We start from the raw sequence: 17235 nt of genomic DNA, 5'->3' as shown, positions 1-17235 counted from the left end.
AATAAAGCATAAAACACGCCCCAGCGCGGCGCGGCCGGCGGTTCGTTCCGATTGGGCGGAGTATCCCTGTTCGCACGCGCCGGGGCAATGACCGAATGCCATCATTACGCAATTGTAATAAAAGCGAAATTGTTGGCGGCATGATGACGTATCTGCCTATCCGGGGGCCGTTCGGCCCCGGAATTTTGCAGGCTCTTCGGCGGCCCCCTCTGGTGCAGCCGGTCTGGTACGCCGTCATGATTGAACAAAAACAAGATACGCAGACAGGGCCGCCGGCACCAACATAAACGCCATCGTCAACAGCGCCATCGCCGTAAACAACACGAGAAAAGCAAAGAAATCAAAATGGAGTGCAAGAGGCTTCATTTGAAGCTTGATTGAATCAAATTCAACAACGACCCTATAGTACATAAATGACACGAACATATTGATAGTACACGAAACGTATAAGTTATAGTTTTTAAACATATTATGATATTTGCTTATTTCATCGACAACGTCCTTATCTACCGAAATGACAATCGCGGTACAGGCCAGAGTCAGACATAGAAGAAACAATACGACAGCCAAACCATACACGAGGAGAACCCTTTCCCTGTTCGACCAGCAACGTTTGGCCATAGGCGGTCTCCGATCCATGGGAGCGGTGATTTCGCCCCACTTCAACCATAAATAGCACGCGCCCTCGTTTGAGGAAACACGAATATACAATGACGAACGTTCGCCCAATCTCAGGCCAGTGCGCCGAAGGATCGCCTCACCTTCGCGCAAAATCTCCCCAGATAATCAGCATTTACAGCCACGAGGACTGCGCTATCTTGCAACCGCCGGCAGCGAGTTTCGGCCGGTCTTGCGCCTGATCTTCAGGTCTCTTGGAGAGGAGAGAAGACGATGTGCGATGCCTGCGTAATGGAAGCGGTGAAAGAGCGCATGCTCTCACGCCGCAGTTTCTTCAAGGCCGCCGCTGTCGGAACCGCCGGTCTTGCCGCGGCAAGCGTCGTTGCGGCGCCGCCGGCACTGGCCCAGGGCCACGCCAGCGTCACCGATCTGACGCACGAGCTGCATGAGGATTTTCCGACCTTCTTCGGCCAGCAACAGTTCTTCCGCGAGGAAAAGTTCAACTACGCGAAGGACAAGTTCAACATGTTTGAGCTGCGGGTGAACGAACACACCGGCACCCATGTCGACGCGCCCTTGCACTTTTCCGCCGACGGTCTCTCCGTCGCCGAGCTGCCGGTCGAAAAACTCGTCGTGCCGCTCGTGATCGTCGATATCCGCGAGAAGGCGACGGCTGATGCCGATGCGCAGGTGACGCCTGACGATCTCAAGGCCTGGATCGCTGCCAATGGCGAGATCCCGCAAAACGCCTGCGTCGCCATGCTCTCGGGCTGGGGCGCGCATATGGGCACGGACAAGTTCCGCAATGCCGATGGCGGCGGTAAGCTGCATTTCCCTGGCTTCCATGTGGAGGCGGCGAAGTATCTCATTGAAGAAAGCAAGACCGCAGGCATCGCCGTCGATACGCTGTCGCTCGACCACGGCCCCTCGCCCGATTTTGCCACGCACTATGCCTGGCTGCCCGAGGGCCGTTGGGGGCTGGAAGCCGCCGCCAATCTCGACAAGCTGCCGGCCAAGGGCGCAACGCTGATCCTCGGCGCGCCAAAACACCGCGGCGGCACCGGCGGCCCGGCCCGCGTCTTCGCGCTTGCCTGAACCCACCTGTCGACCCGGCGGTGCAAGGCCGCCGGGAACCTTCAAGCCAGGAAGAGCCGAGCCAGGAACGCCTATGAGTACCGTTACCCCACGCGAAAACCCGGAAGCCGATCCACGCGTCAAAGCCGTGTTCGACGACATCCGCGCCACGCGCAAATCCGATTTCATCAACAATATGTGGCTGTGGCTCGCCTTCGATCCGGAGCTGCTGGAGCAGACCTGGCGCGACGTCAAGGCGGTGATGGCGACGCCGTCCGCACTCGATCCGCTCGTCAAGGAGATGCTCTATATCGCCGTCTCCGTGACCAATGGCTGCGGCTACTGCGCCCATTCCCATACGGCGGCCGCGAAAGCCAAGGGCATGAGCGATGCCGAGCACGCGGACCTCATCCGGGTGATCTCGCTTGCCGCCCGCACCAACCAGCTTGCGACCGCCCTTCAGGTGCCGGTCGACCCCGCCTTCGACAAGGCGTCCGGGTAAAGCATGTCGCGCAAAAATGCGCAGCGGTTTTGCGAAGGCGACAGGCGCAAATCAAAAACTCAAAGCGCGACCTGAAAGATCCCGACGCGCCCAGGCGACATGACCAAGAATAAGCGGTCTCGAAATCGCCTGTCTTTCCACAGGCTTGGTGCGGCTGGCGCAGAAAACGGAATAAAAGAAGAACATCCTTTCTGGCCTTTCCCCACCGAATCACTACATTGAGCCGCATGATGAGTGGTTTCGACGACATTCCCTTCTTCGACGAGGAGCCGGCGCCGCGCAAGCAACCGCCAGCCCCCGGAGGTATCCCAGCTGCCAGCGGTATCGCCGCGCGCGCCATGGCGGCGCGTGATCGTGCTCAGCCGCGCCCGGATTATCTCTCCGGCCTCAACCCGGAACAGGCCGAAGCGGTCGAAACGTTGGATGGACCCGTGCTCGTGCTTGCCGGCGCCGGCACCGGCAAGACCCGGGTGCTGACGACCCGCATCGCCCACATTCTTTCCACCGGCCGCGCCTTCCCTTCGCAGATGCTCGCCGTGACCTTCACCAACAAGGCGGCGCGCGAGATGAAGGAGCGCATCGGCGTGCTCGTCGGCCATGCGGTCGAAGGCATGCCCTGGCTCGGCACCTTCCACTCGATCGGCGTCAAGCTGCTGCGCCGCCATGCCGAGCTCGTGGGCCTGCGCTCCGATTTCACCATTCTCGACACCGACGACGTCGTCAGGCTGATCAAGCAGCTTATCCAGGCCGAAGGCATCGACGACAAGCGCTGGCCGGCCAAGCAGTTCGCCGGCATGATCGACGGCTGGAAGAACAAGGGCCTCGATCCGGCGCAGATCCCCGAAGGCGACGCGCGCGCCTTTGCCAACGGCAAGGGCCGCGAGCTCTACACCGCCTACCAGAACCGGCTGTTGACGCTCAACGCCTGCGATTTTGGTGACCTTCTGCTGCACCCGATCCGCATCTTCCGCAACCATGCGGACGTGCTGAAGGACTACCACGACAAGTTCCGCTACATCCTGGTCGACGAGTACCAGGACACCAACACAGCGCAGTACATGTGGTTGCGGTTGCTTGCCCAGCGACCCAAGGGCGTTCCACAGAACGTCTGCTGCGTCGGCGACGACGACCAGTCGATCTATGGCTGGCGCGGCGCGGAAGTAGACAACATCTTGCGCTTCGAAAAGGATTTCCCAGGCGCCAAGGTCATCAAGCTCGAGCGCAACTATCGTTCCACCGAACATATTCTCGGTGCCGCCGGCCACCTGATCGCCCATAACGAAGGCCGCCTCGGCAAGACGCTTTTCACCGACCGCACCGATCCGGACGATGAGAAGGTGCAGGTGCACGCCGCCTGGGATTCGGAAGAGGAAGCCCGTGCCGTCGGCGAGGAAATCGAGCAGCTCCAGCGCCAGAAGCACAATCTGAACGACATGGCGATCCTGGTGCGCGCCTCGTTCCAGATGCGCGAGTTCGAAGACCGTTTCGTCACGCTCGGCCTCAACTACCGCGTCATCGGCGGCCCGCGCTTCTACGAGCGCCTCGAAATCCGCGATGCCATGGCCTATTTCCGCCTCGTCTGCCAGCCGGCCGATGATCTCGCCTTCGAGCGCATCATCAACACGCCGAAGCGTGGCCTCGGCGACACCACCGTGCGCACGCTGCACGACTATGCCCGCGCCCGCGATGTGCCCATGCTGGCGGCGGCTTCAGAGATCATCGAGACCGACGAGCTGAAGCCGAAGGCGCGCAAGGCGCTGTTCGACGTCGTCACCGATTTCCGCCGCTGGCAGAGCCTGCTTGAGACGACCGTGCACACCGAGCTTGCCGAGCAGATCCTCGACGAGAGCGGCTACACCGCCATGTGGCAGAACGACAAGTCGGCCGAAGCCCCGGGAAGGCTCGAGAACCTCAAGGAACTCATCCGCTCGATGGAAGCCTTCGAGAGCCTGCGCGGCTTCCTCGAACACGTGGCGCTCGTCATGGATGCCGAGCAGAACGAGAACCTCGATGCCGTGTCGATCATGACGCTGCACTCGGCCAAGGGGCTGGAGTTCGACACCGTCTTCCTGCCCGGCTGGGAGGAAGGCCTCTTCCCGCACCAGCGCGCGCTCGACGAAGGCGGCCGCTCCGGCCTCGAGGAGGAACGGCGCCTTGCCTATGTCGGCATCACCCGCGCCAAGTATCGCTGCCACATCTGGTTCGTTTCCAACCGCCGCATCCACGGCCTCTGGCAGTCGACCCTGCCGTCGCGCTTCCTCGACGAGCTGCCGCCCGCCCATGTCGACGTGGCCGAGAGCGAGCAGTCCTATGGCGGTTACGGTCGCGGCGGCTACGGCCAGTCGCGCTTCGACAAGGCCGATCCGTTCCAGAACACCTATTCGACACCGGGCTGGAAACGCGCCCAGCAGCACCGTTCCGATGCCACCCGCGACAACTGGGGCACCCGCTCCGGCCACGCGGTCGAGCGCATTGGCTACGGCGAAAGCGGCCCGCGCGGCCGCACCATCGATGGCGAGCTGGTGGCAAAATCGACAGCCACGGAACCCTCGCGCTTCTTGGTCGGCGACCGCGTCTTCCACATCAAGTTCGGCAACGGCAACATCGCGGCGATCGAAGGCAACAAGCTCACCATCGACTTCGACCGCGCCGGCCAGAAGCGCGTGCTGGATGGGTTTGTCGAGAAGGTGTGAGGACAACTCGCCCGCTGGGATGGGGATTACATGGCCGTAGCTGACGGAAACGACGATTTGGATTGCCGACATCCGATCGACACGAGCCGTACCGTTGAAGTCAACAAATCCTGGCCGCAGTTGATAGGGGTTCTCGCTGCCAGCGCAGCCTTGTCGGCGGTCTCCCTGGCCATTTTGCTGAACTGGGTTGACGAAGCACCGACCGGACGCCTGTTGTTCGCCGGCTATCTCGGCTTGATAGCTTGGCCCATTGCCTTCCTGGCTACTCTTGTCCTTTTCGTTCCAATGCGCCGCTACGTTGTCTCGTTATCCCCTCAAGGACTTAGTGATGCTCGATTGGCTCCGAGTATGATTCCTTGGTCCGCAATAGTCGATGTCAACACTGTCGAATATTACAAACAAAAGATGATTGTCTTGACACTCGATCAAAACATCATCGGTCGCCTGCATAGAAAAATCGGTTCGAAAGTTCGCCGAAGTGGCATGTTTGGAACACCCAAAGGACTTCTCATTGTTTCGACAGGGCTTGCCATTACATTCGGCGAACTTCGTGAATTGATCCTTGCCTACCACCGAGATCACGGACCCAGACCGTGAGCTCCGCACCTTGGTTTGTCTCGATCAGTACACCCCGCAGACGCCCGGGCCGCACCTCCACTCAGTGCGCTGGCACATCGCGCCACAAGCGCCGCCTAGCGATGCCAGTCAATCCCGTGAAGCCAGACAGGGATCGAGCACCACGTGCTTGTCATCCTCGATCCGCATGGCGCCGCGAAGGGTGGCCTGTTCGCCCACCTTCATGCCGTTGTCGGAATAGGTGACGCACAGCACCCGGATGCCCGGCTCGGAGCATATGGCGAGATACCAGAGCACCTGATCGGTCTCGATGAGGGTGAGCGGCCCGGAGGCCCACAGGTCTACGCGCTCATCCTGCAGTTTGAAATCGCGGAGCGTTTCGGAAAGCTGCTGGCAGCTTGCGACCGCTGGCGGGGTCTCTTCCGCTGCGGCAAGACCGCGCCGTCCGACCAGAGTGCCTTCATCGGCCATCGCCGGCGCAGCCGTGGCTCCTGCGAGAAGAGCGCCCATGAAGAGGGCGTGAGCCCTTGTGCGCAAGCCCCGATCGCCGTCAGTCGCCTCTGAAGAGATCGCGCAGTCCAGTCTTTTTTCGCCCATTGGCAGCATCGTTGTCCTCGAAAAACGCCGGAACGGCGCCTTGTCCACTGCGAGCATCGGAAACTGTCATGCCGGTGGAGGCGCGGCAAACGACGAAATCAACGGCGAGGCATGAGAAAATTTTGCATCGGCGTCTGGGCGCGCCCATCCAAAGCCCGCGCCGCGTGTACTCCCATGGATCGTGCAGCCGCCGACCTCATGGCGCGGAATGGCAAAGTGCAATAATATTTCAGGCACAATTCTCGCGTTTGAACGAAACCGTGTACCGATCTCCCTCGACGCGAAGTGGATGGAGACATGTCCTGGACGAGCGCTGCTCGCAGACTGTTGGAACTGGGCGCCGCAAATGTTGCCGAGGGTGATCGCGAAGGCATCCTCGTCGCGAATGTTGCCGCCTGTGTGATCGTCGTCACCACCACGAGCTTTGCCCTCATCTATGCGCTCTATGGCGAGCCGAGCCTGATCCCGCTCGTCTACGCCAATCTCGCTCTGGCGGGCGCGGCCGCGCTGACACCGCTCTTTCATCGCTTCGGGCGTGTCGCCTCAGGACTTTGGGAATTCGGCATCTGCATGGTGATCCTCGTCTGGATCGCTTCCTATGTCGGTAGAGATTCCGGCGTGCTGTTGACCCTGCTCGGCGTCACGCCGGTCGCCTTCGCGATCCTCGGGTTTGAGAACATCGCCCTGGTGACGGTCCTGAGCGCCATAGCCGCGATCACGGTCATCGCTGCATCCATCGCGTTTCCGGAGGCACGATCGGGTGTCTATGACGACAACCGCTTCCTGCAGCTCCTTCATTCGTCTTCAATCGTCACCCTCACGCTCATGTGCTTCGCCACGATCTACTATGCCTTCCACCTGGCGAGGGAAGCGCAGGGGCGACTGGCCCGCCTGATGACGTCGATCATGCCGGACGAGATCGTGGCGCGTCTGCTTCGAAACGAGCGCGAAACGATCATCGATGAGTTCGAGCACGCGACGGTGATCCTGACCGACATCGTCCAGTTCGTGGCCCTGTCAAACAACCTGGGACCGGAAAGAACCGTGAGCCTGCTCAACGAACTCTTCAGCGAGTTCGACCGCCTGGCCGCAGCAGTCGGTGTCGAGAAGATCAAGACCATCGGCGATGCCTATCTCGCCGTGGCTGGCGTACCCGCGCGACATCCCGCGCCTGAAAAGGCGGCCGCGGCCTTCGGTTTCGGCGCCATCACCGCGACCCGCGAGGTCGGCGAACGCCACGGCGTCGACCTGGTGCTGCGCGCCGGCATGGCGTCGGGGTCGGTAACAGCTGGCGTCCTTGGACGCACGAAATACGCCTATGACGTCTGGGGCGCGCCGGTAAACCTCGCAGCACGCCTGGAGGCAATCGGCCAGCCGGGCTGCATCACGACGACCGCAGAGATCAGGCAGCGATTGAGCGGGCACTTCCGGTTCGACCGCTCCGGCGATGAGGACATCAAGGGTTTCGGCCCGACCGAAATCTGGAACATGCGGCTGCCGAGCCTTGAATCGTGCGAGATTGGCACCCTCGCGCAGACGGATATCTGAGGCGCCGCTCGTCACTTCCTCGGCCATGCGCATGGGCCGATCCGCCGTCAAACCACCTTGCGATACACCAAAAACCCCGACTTCTCCGCCACCCTGTCGTAGAGCGCCATCGCCGTCTCGTTGGTCTCGTGCGTCATCCAGTAGACGCGCGGCGAGCCCACCGCCCGTGCCGCCTCGTAGACGCCCTCGATCAGCGCCCGCCCGACGCCCTTGCCGCGCGCCTCAGTGCTGGTGAAGAGGTCCTGCAGGTAGCAGTTCGGCTGGATGGCGGTCGTGCTGCGGTGGAAGAGGTAGTGCGTCAGCCCGATCAACCGCCCGTCGCTCTCGGCCACCAGCGCATGCACCGGCTCGTAGGCATCGAAGAAGCGCGACCAGGTCATGGCGGTGATCGCGGGATCGAGCGCCGTAGCACCCGAACGGCCGTAGAAGGCGTTGTAGCCATCCCAGAGCGGCAGCCATTGCTCATAGTCGGCCTTGGCTATCGGGCGGATGATAAGATTGTCGGCCATTGTTGGTCCTGTGATCGATTGGATGGAGGGGCACTGCCGCCCTAACGCTTAGAGCGCCGTGCGTTCATATGAACGCACCAAGGACACTCTAGTACTTTGATTCTAGAGCATCTTTCCGCCTCGCGTGAATCCACTTGAGAGCGGGATGCTCCAGTCATTGCCCCTTGGCCATCGCCGCCGTGATCGCCTGAACGTCCGTTATGATCGCATCGCCCATGAAGACGATGTTTTCCATCGAGCGTTCGCCGGCCTCGTGGTGCCCTGCCCCGCAGGCGTCGCGCACGACGACGGGCACGAGGCCAAGGTCAGTGGCGTGGCGAACGGTCGGATCGATACCGATCTCGGTGGCGATGCCGCAGATCGCAAAGGAGGTGAGCCCGAGGTCGCGCAGGATCATGGCAAGCGGCGTGCCCTCGAACGCCGAAAACGTGATCTTGTCGAGGATCGCCTCGTCCGCGCGGGGCTCCAGCTCCGGCACCAGTTCAAAGCCCGGCGTGCCGCGCAGGAACCAGGGGTGCACCGCGTCCGGATCATCCGTCCGCTGCCAGGCCATCGCCTGACGCATCTGGAAAGCGCCCATCAGCGGCTTCGGCATCGACAGGTGCCTTAAGAAGATGACGGGAAAGCCGCCTCTCCGCGCCGCCTCCAGCAGCTTCAGCACCTCGGCCAGGATCGCCGGACCGTTCTTGACCTGATTGGTGATGCCCGCCTGCATGTCGTAGACGATGAGCGCCATCCGATCCGGACGGCAGAAGTCTTCAAGCGTCTTTCCGATTTCCAATCTCGCGGCCATGGCTCCTCCTCGGGCCACCTCTCCCGGCGACCGCTTCCGACAAATCTCGCGCCGGGAATGTGGCGCGCACGGCGCGCGGTTGCAAGATGCTTCTGACCGTCACACGCAACCAATCGGACGCCTCGCGGCCATCACGGCAACCGTCGGGCCGGCAACAGGTCGGACGCCATCACGTCGCATGCGCTTTCCTCATCAGCGCGATCACCTCCTCGTCCGTCGTCTGCTCGAAATCGCGATAGTGCAGCCCGACGGCACGGAAGGCGAAGGGAGTGGCAAGGCAGACGATGCGGTCGACAGAGCTTTTCAGCGCTGCAAGCTCGCTTTTCGGCGCCACGGGTATGGCGAGCACCAGGCGACGTGCCCCCATCCGGCTGAGCCCTTTGATGGCCGCCCGCACGGTTCCGCCGGTGGCGATGCCGTCATCGACAAGGATAACGTCGCGTGCCTCAGGCGAGGTCGGCGCGCGGTCGCCAAAATAGAGCGTGCGGCGGCGCAGGATCTCGGCGCGCTGGCGTTCTGTCTCCGCCTCGATATAGCCCTCAGGCGGGCGCACGAGCCGGATCGCCTGTTGGTTCAGCACCAGTTCCGGCTCCTCGCCGTCGACCAGTGCGCCAAGCCCGAACTCCAGGTGGCCCGGCGCGCCGATCTTGCGCACGATCAGGATTTCGAGCGGTGCGCCGATATGAACGGCAATCTCATAGCCTACCGGCACGCCGCCGCGCGGCAGCGCCATCACCACAGGATCCTTCAGGTCTTCTCTTTCGATCGCCCTGGCGAGTTGCCGCCCGGCATCCGCCCTGTCTTCGAAAATCCATGCCCCCGTAAACACGCGCGTTTCTCCATGGTCTTCGCTCATGCGCCGGATCAGGCCGAACACCAAGGCCACCAAACGTCGCGGGCCAGATCGAGCAGGGTCCAGCAGTTCATCCTGCGGTCTCGGCGCCTCGTTTTGCTGACCTGCGAGCCTCTCGGCTCGGCGAAAGAGCGCCCCGCCGGGGTCACTTTGGCAAGCCGCCAGACTGCCTCACCGGATCGACGGCCCGTCATCTGCTGGTTGCCCGTGTACCATTGTGAACAACCGTGCCATTCCCGGCCAATCGCTAAAATTGCAACGGATTTCGCCGGCTTTCGTTAAGGCGCCATCGCTACCAATTGGCAGCGCGTATCTGGCTGAGACGCAAGCCGCCTTTGTTGATTTTAGCACGACAGGCCGTTTCGAAATGAGCTTTCTCCCTGCCATATCGATCATTGCCCTCCTGGCGATGCTCCCGGTCCTGATTTCGTTGCGCGCCTCCATGGTCGAGGGTGGCACGGATTTCGCGGCCGCCTGTGCGATCGCCGCGGCGGCGACCCTCTTTCTGATGTTGGCTGAATTCCCGGCGCTTCGGCTGCTGTTCCCGATCGGGCTGGCGCTCCTGGGCGGCGCCTGTCTGTTCGTCCTGTCAGGCTTCCACCGGGCTCTCGACGTTTCGAAGCGCGTATCGACGCTACTGGTTGCTGCGGCATCGATCGCGGTTCTGGCGCTGCTGCTTGCCGCGCTCGGGGCAAACAGCGCTACGCTGCACGCGCTTTCCGCCATCGGCATTGCCGCGGCCTTCGTTCTGAACATTGCCGTCTGCTCGCAACACCGGCGCGGCGCCCCGGGGCCGATCGAACGCCTGGTCGTCGTCGCCTGCGCCGCCGTCGGCTGTTCGGCGCTGCTTGCCGTTACCACCCTCTCTCCGGCCACACACGAAGCCGGGGCGGTACCGCTTGCGCCCGTCACCTGGGATTTCGCCTGCGCCGCCATGCGGCACTTCTATCTGCCCGCCCTCTTCCTCGGCGTCATCCTGATGATCCAGAACCGGGTGATCGCCGATCTCAAGAGCGCGATCGCCCGCGATGAACTGACGGGAGTGCAGTCGCGGCGCGCCTTGCTTGATTTCGGCCAGCGCGCCCTGACGGTCAGCCTCGCCCGACAGCGGCCACTCACCTTCCTGCTGCTCGATCTCGACTATTTCAAGCAGATCAACGACCGCTATGGACATGCGGTCGGCGATGCGGCGCTTGGCCATTTCGCCGGCACCGTGACTGCCTGTCTCGCGGGCCGCGGCACGCTCGGGCGCATCGGCGGCGAAGAGTTCGGTATTGTCCTGCCCAACCATTCGGAAGACGCCGCCTTTGTTTTGGCCGAGGAAATCGGCCGCACGGTACGCGACACGCCGATCGGCCGTTTCGACCGTCCGATCCGGCTGACGGTGAGCATCGGCCTTGCCGAAGCCGCCCCCGGCGACACGATCAGCGACGTCATGATCCGCGCCGACATGGCGCTTTACGACGCCAAGGCCGATGGCCGCGACCGTTGCACGATTGCCGGGCGCTTCCAGCCTGATGCCAGCGCGCGCGCACTCGCCGCCGCCGCCGCCCAAATGCGCGCGGCCGACAGCCGAAGCCTCGAGCCGCAACTGCTGCGCGACACCGGTTAAGCGCATCTGCCCGCAAGTGGAGCTGCTGCGGGCGGAAAGATGTTTTGAAATCAAGGCGCTGTTACGACCTTCATACTCTCGCATGATGTCGGGCGCTCTGGTGCGGCGCGCGTTCGCCTTGTAAAGCCTCGTCCTGAACCTATCTGAACCAGGCTGCCTGGTGCGTGCTTTCCTGGATCGCCAGCGATCCAGGGGACAAACATGCAGCCATTCAAGATGCTGCAGCGGCCTTGCACCCAAGGCGCGGCGCTGCCGGAGGACATTCCATGCTGCGTGCTTTTCGTGCCCTTTTTCTTGCCGGTCTTGCCGCCTTCGCGGTCGCCCAGCCCGCCCGCGCCGAAACGGTCGGCGAAGTCGGTGTCGACTGGCTCGGCAACGACATCGTGATCGACGCCGTCAGCGATCCCAAGATCAAGGGCATCACCTGCCACGTCACCTATTTCGACCGCGGCGTCATCGATCGGTTGAAGAACGGCAACTGGTTCGAAGATCCATCCAACAATTCCATCGCCTGCCGCCAGACCGGACCGATCGAGATCGGCGATATCGATCTTTCCAAGGAGGGCGAGGAAGTCTTTCGCGCCGGGCTGTCGCTCGTCTGGAAGAACCTTTTGGTCACGCGGATCTACGACCGCCAGAACGATACGCTGATCTATCTCGCCCATTCCCGGGAGCTGACCGACGGCTCGGCCAAGATGTCGATCACGACGATTCCGCTCTACGGCCAGACGGTCAACTGGCAGAACGGCAAGCCGCAGTAAGTGTGGCCCTGCTGCCGGCGTCGGCGCGCAAGGCGATCCGGTGTAATAGGCCGAAGCGCCCGCCCTTTCGTGGGCGCTTCCAAAACCGCGGCTGAGCGGACGGGAACGTGTGTCGGCGGCTACCCGCCTGTTCCCCGCTTGTGACCGCTTTAGGTCACCGACTCATAAAGCGCATCCAGATTTTGGCTGAAGCGAGTTTGACGAGAGCAAGGTAGTTTTCGCTTCAACGGCAGCTACATGTTCCCGATCGTCGACCGGTTCGGCACCGGCTACTTCACCATGGATCAGATCGGCCAGCACAACGCCGATCGCGGAAAGTTCAACGCTACGCCTACGCCGAAGCCCCTACCCTTCAACGACTTCGCTGATCTGCACGATGGGGGCGATGTCGGTATAGCTGGCGACGTCCGCGGCGATCTCCGCGCGGTGGGGACCCAACGCCTCCTGGAAGGTCGCCAGACTCGGCGAGTAGACGTGGCACGCCGCGACGAACTCCGGCGCGCTTCCAGGTTCGCGCCCCGCAAGGCCCTTATCGATCTCGTAGCGCAGGCAGGCATCGCCGAGCCGTTCCTGGATCAGTGGCATATGACGGGTGCGGTAATAGTCGTGATCGAACTTCGAACCGCCATCGGCGGGATAGTAGACACTCATCTTGATCATGGTCGGGCTCCTGCCTGAACGCCTCTCCGAGCGTTCGAGGGGCCCCTTCTAGCTCACCGCCTCGTAAAGCGCATCCAGATTTTGGCTGAAGCGAGTTTGACGAGAGCAAGGTAGTTTTCGCTGTGCTTTTCGAAGCGGGTGGCGACGGCACGGACGTGCTTGAGTTTGCTGAAGACGCGCTCGACGAGGTTGCGGTAGCGATAGAGGAAGGCGCTGAACGGCGGGCGGCGTTTGCGGCCGGGCATCGGCTTGATGTTGGCCCATGCGCCGCGCGCGGCCATCTCGAGGCGCAAGGCATCACTGTCGTAGACGCGATCGGCGAGCAGCGCGTCGCCGCCGCCGAGCGTATCGAGCATACCGGCGGCGCTCCTGCCAGCGTGTGCTTGTCCGTGACCTAGAGCATCCCTCACTCAAGTGGATCCACCTGAGGCGGAAAGATGCTCTAGAATCAAAGTGCTAGATTGTCCTTGGTGCGTTCATATGAACGCACGGTGCTCTAGTAGGACGCCGGCGGAACGATGCCCTGATAATAGTCGCCGTCGCCACCTTGATATCCGCCATAGGGTTGACGTTCACGATAGACAGGCGTCGGCGTCGTGGTTCGATTGATGCTGCCCGTTGACATCGTGTCGACGGGCGCTGCGGACTGTCGCATCATAGGCATTGCCCGGTGGCTCTGTGTTCCGGGAGGATTGTTCGGGTCAATGCCCTGATAATAGCTGTCGGCCAAAGCCGGACCAGCCATGACCATCGTTACGGAGAGCGCGGCAATGAGTTTTCTTGCAGAGATTGTCATGGGTTCAACTCCTGTTTCGACACAGGCACCCGGCCTCCGTTCGGGCACCCAGCAACAGCCGTAAATTAGTACAAGTATCTCTGCCGGCCACATGACGATTTGTCACAATGGCATCGCCCAAGCGTGAAGTTCATTGCGGAAGTTTAACTTGACCGGCGGGTTCCAGTACCGCCCCGCACGGCGCCTGATCATGCCGAAACGCAAAAGGCCCCGGCGCACTACGCCAGGGCCCCTGCCAAGCTGGAACGAAATGCTTCAGGCGGCCTGCGCCAGCTCGTCGGCAATGACCGTGTCGAGGTTGAGGAAGCAGACCATGGTCTTTTCCAGGGCGACGATGCCGCGGCAGAAGGCGCGCTGCGCTTCCGGGATGATCTCGGGCGCCGGCTGCAAGGCTTCGCTCTTGATGGTCATCATGTCGGAAACCTGCTCGACGAGCAGACCGACAAGCTTTCCGGCGATGTCGGTAACGATGATCGCCGAGCGTTCCGACGGCTCGGTCATCTTCATGCCGAGGCGGGCCGCCATGTCGATGACCGGGATCACCGCGCCGCGCAGGTTGATGAGGCCGAGCACATAGGGCGGCGTGTGCGGCATCGGCGTTACCGGCGCCCAGCCGCGAATTTCGCGGATCGCCATGATGTCGATGCAGAATTCCTGGTCGCCGAGGTGAAACGAGACGATTTCGAGATAGGCACCGGACTGCTTGATTGCGTTGCTCATGATCAGAATTCTTCCCAGTTTTCACCGGAGGCCGTCGTCGACGGCACAGAGCCCGGTTTGTTGCCGAATGCGCCCGCAAGCTTGCCCATCAGGGCCTTGGCGGGAGATGGAGTTGGAAACGAGGCCATCTTGGCCGCGCCGATCTTGCGCAGCGGCACCGCCGCGTCCGTGCCCTTTGCTGCCGGCCGCTGAGCGGCCGAGGCCGAAGGGGTTCTCGTCTGTATCGGGGCGGCCGCCTTTGCCGGCGGCGCCATCGCTGCCGGTGCCGACGTGGGCATGGCGCGCTGCATCGTATGTCCTTCGCGGAACTGGCCGACGAGGTCCGTCAGACGTTCGGCATCCTGCGCCAGCGTGTGGCTCGAAGCGTTGGTCTGCTCGACCATCGCGGCATTCTGCTGCGTCATCTGGTCGAGCTGGCCGACGGCCGTGCTGATTTCGTTGAGGCCTGTCGACTGTTCGCGCGCCGCCATGACGATCGACGACATGAGCTCGTTGATGCGGGCGACGTCAGTGCCGATCCGCCCCAGCGCCTCGCCCGTCGCCTGCACCAGCTTGACGCCGCTACCGACCTCGTTGCCGGAACGGCTGACGAGCGCCTTGATGTCCTTGGCGGCCCCTGCCGCGCGCTGGGCAAGTTCGCGCACTTCCTGCGCCACCACGGCAAAACCCTTGCCGGCCTCGCCGGCGCGGGCCGCCTCGACGCCGGCGTTCAGCGCCAGAAGATTGGTCTGGAAGGCGATCTCGTCGATGACGTTGATGATCTTGCCGATCTCGTTTGAGGCACCCTCGATGCGCGCCATGGCAGCAATGGCCTCGCCGACGATGCGCCCGGATTCCTCCGCATTGGTACGGGTCTGGTCGACCATGCGGCTTGCCTCTTCGGCGCGCTGGGTCGCGGTGCGCACCGTCACGGTGATTTCGTCGAGCGCTGCAGAAGTCTGCTCCAGCGAAGCGGCCTGCCGCTCGGTGCGGCGCGCCAGATCGTCTGCCGCCGTTCGCATCTGCCGGCCGTTCGATTCAATCGAAAGCGCGTTCTCCTTGACGCTCGAAAGCACCACGCGCAGCCGCTCGACCGTCTGGTTGAAGTTCTGCCGGAGTTGATCGAGATTGCCGTCGAAGGGCCGGTCGATGGCAACCGCAAGGTCGCCTTCGGCAAGCTGGGTCAGGGCGCGGCCGAGGGTGTCGATTGCCGCCTGGATGCGGCGCACCGCCTCTTCGCGCTCGTTCTGCTGCTCTTCGCGTTCCTTCTCGATCTCGCGACGGCTGAGTGCCGCACTCTGTTCGAGCGATTGTTTCTCGATCGCCGACAGACGGAACAGATCGACCGAGCGCGCAATCGCGCCGATTTCGTCGCCACGGTCGAGCGCCTCGATCCGGGTGGCAAGTTCGCCCTTCTGGATCCGCTGCATGCCGTCGCGCAAGGTGAGGATGCCGCGCCTGAGCGTGCTGCCGTGGAACCAGAGAAGATAGAGCAGCGTCGCCATGGCCAGAAGCCCGGCCGCCACCTGAAGCTGGAACGCCTGGTCGGACACAGTGCGCGCCTCGGCAACGCGTGTCTGCACCAGGCCAGTCGCAGCCTCGGAGAGACTGGTCAGCGCCGTGGCGACCCGTTCGCCGGCGCCATCGATCGCGTCGTCGATCTTGCCGAAATCGTCGGCAGACGCCCTGCCTTCGATCAGAGCTTTGAGATCCGTGCCGATTGCCTGGCGCAGTTCCGCGACATCGGCCTCGAAGGTGGAAAGTGCGTCGCTGCGGCCAAGCAGGCCGGCGAGCGCCTTGACGTCTGCCGATTTCGTTTCGAGCAGCTTTAAAAGCTCGGCAATGCTGGCGGCACGTGCCGGCTGGATCGCGCCTTCATCGCGGTCGATGATGCTGTCCATGGCGTTGAGCACAAGATTGGTCGTCGCCAGGCGAATCTCGTCGACCGTCATCAGACCGTTCTGCGCCGCGACCGCCCCCTGCAGGGCGTCGTTCGCGCGGCCGCCCTCATACCAGCCGAGCCCGAGCACCGAGCCAAAGCCAACGAAGGCTGCACCGGCAAGCGTCGCCAGCCGCTGGCTAACGGAGAGATTGCGCTTCAGGGAGACAGATGAGGCAGTCATAGGGAGTCCATGGTCACGGACCCGCACGAAGCGGATCCTCCTCGATCAATACGGAAAGCCGGGCGGATCAAACCGGATGACCTCATGTCATGTCAGAGCACGAACACTCCTCCCGCGTGAAAAAACAGTGTCAAACAGACCTTAAACATTCGCTAAGGCGCCTCGCGGATCCCCAGGGAAACCACCTTATTTTCGAAATCGCGCATATTTGCTGCAGGCGCCGGTTTTCCCGGTATTTACAGGCACAATCCATCAGCGCGTCGGGTGTGGTTTTCGACCCCTTTTCCAGCGGCAGGCCAATGGCTGGCCACGGTCGGCCCGACGGACGGGCCGACTTCCCCTCTCCGTCCGAACTGTTATGATGATGCGATGAACACGAAAACACAGCGCTCGATCCGCCTTCCCCTCGCCGCAAGCCTTGCGGCCGCGATCGCCGTCGTCCTGCTGCTGGCCTTCCGCGGCTGGATGGAGAATGGCGCAGAGATGTTCCTGGCGCTCGCCCAGTCGGGCCTTTCCTGGTGTTTTTAGCCGCAATCGAGGAGGTTTGCCCCTCTCCTCGGGTTTAACCCGAGGACTAACCCTCTCGCCGCTTGCGGAGAGAAGGGGCGAGCGCGCGCGAAACACCGCCGTGCGGTTCTTCCACCTTTGGCGCAGGCGCACCAGGGTTCATTGTTAAGGCGAAGGATCGCCACAAGGCCCCTTCTCCCCGCCTGCGGGGAGAAGGTCGCGGCAGCGGGATGAGGGGCAGCCGGGCAACGAGAGGTTCCCCGCCACAACCTGCGGCAATTGTCCCATTTGCGCAGGCTGCACGAAGGCGGTAT

17 protein-coding genes and 1 pseudogene are annotated in these 17235 nt (G+C 62.6%); 8 read left to right on the top strand and 10 right to left on the bottom strand.

The genetic code is table 11. The features are described 5' to 3' along the window. Positions 1-234: 234 nt before the first annotated feature. Entirely contained in the window at positions 235-621 is a 387-nt protein-coding gene (locus BBX50_RS10585; protein ID WP_065775255.1) for a hypothetical protein, read from the bottom strand. 270 nt (positions 622-891) lie between these two features. Here BBX50_RS10585 and BBX50_RS10580 point away from each other — a divergent pair, with 270 nt between their 5' ends. The 4 genes from BBX50_RS10580 (at position 892) to BBX50_RS10565 (ending at position 5484) form a co-directional block, all read left to right on the top strand. After that, positions 892-1713, top strand: coding sequence for a cyclase family protein (locus tag BBX50_RS10580; RefSeq protein ID WP_065775254.1), 822 nt, complete (start codon positions 892-894; stop codon positions 1711-1713). 73 nt (positions 1714-1786) lie between these two features. After that, on the top strand, positions 1787-2194 hold the full coding sequence (locus BBX50_RS10575; RefSeq protein WP_065775253.1) for a carboxymuconolactone decarboxylase family protein: 408 nt from the start codon (positions 1787-1789) through the stop codon (positions 2192-2194). A gap of 227 nt (positions 2195-2421) precedes the next feature. Continuing rightward, complete coding sequence (locus BBX50_RS10570) at positions 2422-4887, top strand: UvrD-helicase domain-containing protein (RefSeq protein WP_065775252.1); 2466 nt, start codon at positions 2422-2424, stop codon at positions 4885-4887. Between the two features lie 30 nt (positions 4888-4917). After that, the gene (locus BBX50_RS10565) at positions 4918-5484 is read left to right on the top strand and encodes an STM3941 family protein (protein WP_065775251.1); all 567 of its coding nucleotides are present in this window, start codon (positions 4918-4920) and stop codon (positions 5482-5484) included. Between the two features lie 108 nt (positions 5485-5592). Here the strand turns inward: BBX50_RS10565 and BBX50_RS10560 are convergent, their stop codons facing one another. Beyond that, a complete protein-coding gene (locus BBX50_RS10560; RefSeq protein ID WP_139108264.1) occupies positions 5593-6060 on the bottom strand; it encodes a hypothetical protein in 468 nt (155 codons plus the stop codon). Positions 6061-6357: 297 nt separating this feature from the next. On the opposite strand from BBX50_RS10560, the gene BBX50_RS10550 reads away from it, so the two are divergent. After that, positions 6358-7608, top strand: coding sequence for an adenylate/guanylate cyclase domain-containing protein (locus tag BBX50_RS10550; protein ID WP_065792019.1), 1251 nt, complete (start codon positions 6358-6360; stop codon positions 7606-7608). 47 nt (positions 7609-7655) lie between these two features. Here the strand turns inward: BBX50_RS10550 and BBX50_RS10545 are convergent, their stop codons facing one another. From BBX50_RS10545 to BBX50_RS10535, 3 genes are all read right to left on the bottom strand, one after another. Next, positions 7656-8117: a GNAT family N-acetyltransferase gene (locus tag BBX50_RS10545; protein ID WP_065775247.1), complete on the bottom strand. Its 462-nt coding sequence runs from the start codon at positions 8115-8117 to the stop codon at positions 7656-7658. A 154-nt stretch (positions 8118-8271) separates the two neighbouring features. Beyond that, a complete protein-coding gene (locus BBX50_RS10540; protein WP_065775246.1) occupies positions 8272-8910 on the bottom strand; it encodes a cysteine hydrolase in 639 nt (212 codons plus the stop codon). A gap of 169 nt (positions 8911-9079) precedes the next feature. Next, positions 9080-9739, bottom strand: a complete 660-nt coding sequence (locus BBX50_RS10535; RefSeq protein ID WP_244513127.1) for a phosphoribosyltransferase — start codon at positions 9737-9739, stop codon at positions 9080-9082. Between the two features lie 391 nt (positions 9740-10130). Here BBX50_RS10535 and BBX50_RS10530 point away from each other — a divergent pair, with 391 nt between their 5' ends. Further along, positions 10131-11375 (top strand): GGDEF domain-containing protein, encoded by a 1245-nt coding sequence (locus BBX50_RS10530; protein ID WP_065775245.1) that lies wholly within the window; start codon positions 10131-10133, stop codon positions 11373-11375. Positions 11376-11641: 266 nt separating this feature from the next. Next, on the top strand, positions 11642-12136 hold the full coding sequence (locus BBX50_RS10525; RefSeq protein ID WP_065775244.1) for a CreA family protein: 495 nt from the start codon (positions 11642-11644) through the stop codon (positions 12134-12136). Positions 12137-12481: 345 nt separating this feature from the next. Here BBX50_RS10525 and BBX50_RS10520 read toward each other — a convergent pair whose 3' ends face one another. From BBX50_RS10520 to BBX50_RS10500, 5 genes and pseudogenes are all read right to left on the bottom strand, one after another. Next, positions 12482-12796, bottom strand: coding sequence for an EthD family reductase (locus BBX50_RS10520; RefSeq protein ID WP_065775243.1), 315 nt, complete (start codon positions 12794-12796; stop codon positions 12482-12484). Positions 12797-12849: 53 nt separating this feature from the next. Then, positions 12850-13185 (bottom strand): annotated as a pseudogene (locus tag BBX50_RS10515) (transposase); the annotation flags it as partial. 107 nt (positions 13186-13292) lie between these two features. Continuing rightward, positions 13293-13592 carry a hypothetical protein gene (locus tag BBX50_RS10510; protein WP_065775242.1) on the bottom strand — a complete coding sequence of 100 codons (300 nt, stop codon included), beginning with the start codon at positions 13590-13592 and terminating at the stop codon, positions 13293-13295. Between the two features lie 255 nt (positions 13593-13847). Then, entirely contained in the window at positions 13848-14312 is a 465-nt protein-coding gene (locus BBX50_RS10505) for a chemotaxis protein CheW (protein ID WP_034792537.1), read from the bottom strand. A gap of 2 nt (positions 14313-14314) precedes the next feature. Continuing rightward, positions 14315-16414 carry a HAMP domain-containing methyl-accepting chemotaxis protein gene (locus BBX50_RS10500; protein ID WP_065775241.1) on the bottom strand — a complete coding sequence of 700 codons (2100 nt, stop codon included), beginning with the start codon at positions 16412-16414 and terminating at the stop codon, positions 14315-14317. A 369-nt stretch (positions 16415-16783) separates the two neighbouring features. Between BBX50_RS10500 and BBX50_RS30445 the strand changes: the two genes are divergently transcribed. Next, on the top strand, positions 16784-16942 hold the full coding sequence (locus BBX50_RS30445) for a hypothetical protein (RefSeq protein WP_201723466.1): 159 nt from the start codon (positions 16784-16786) through the stop codon (positions 16940-16942). The last annotated feature ends 293 nt before the right edge of the window (positions 16943-17235 follow it).

The organism is Ensifer sp. LC11 (genome assembly GCF_001695835.1).
In the GTDB taxonomy this organism is placed as follows: Bacteria; Pseudomonadota; Alphaproteobacteria; order Rhizobiales; family Rhizobiaceae; genus Ensifer.
Note: the sequence above shows the minus strand (reverse complement) of the source record. Positions and strands in the feature narration are given on the sequence as shown.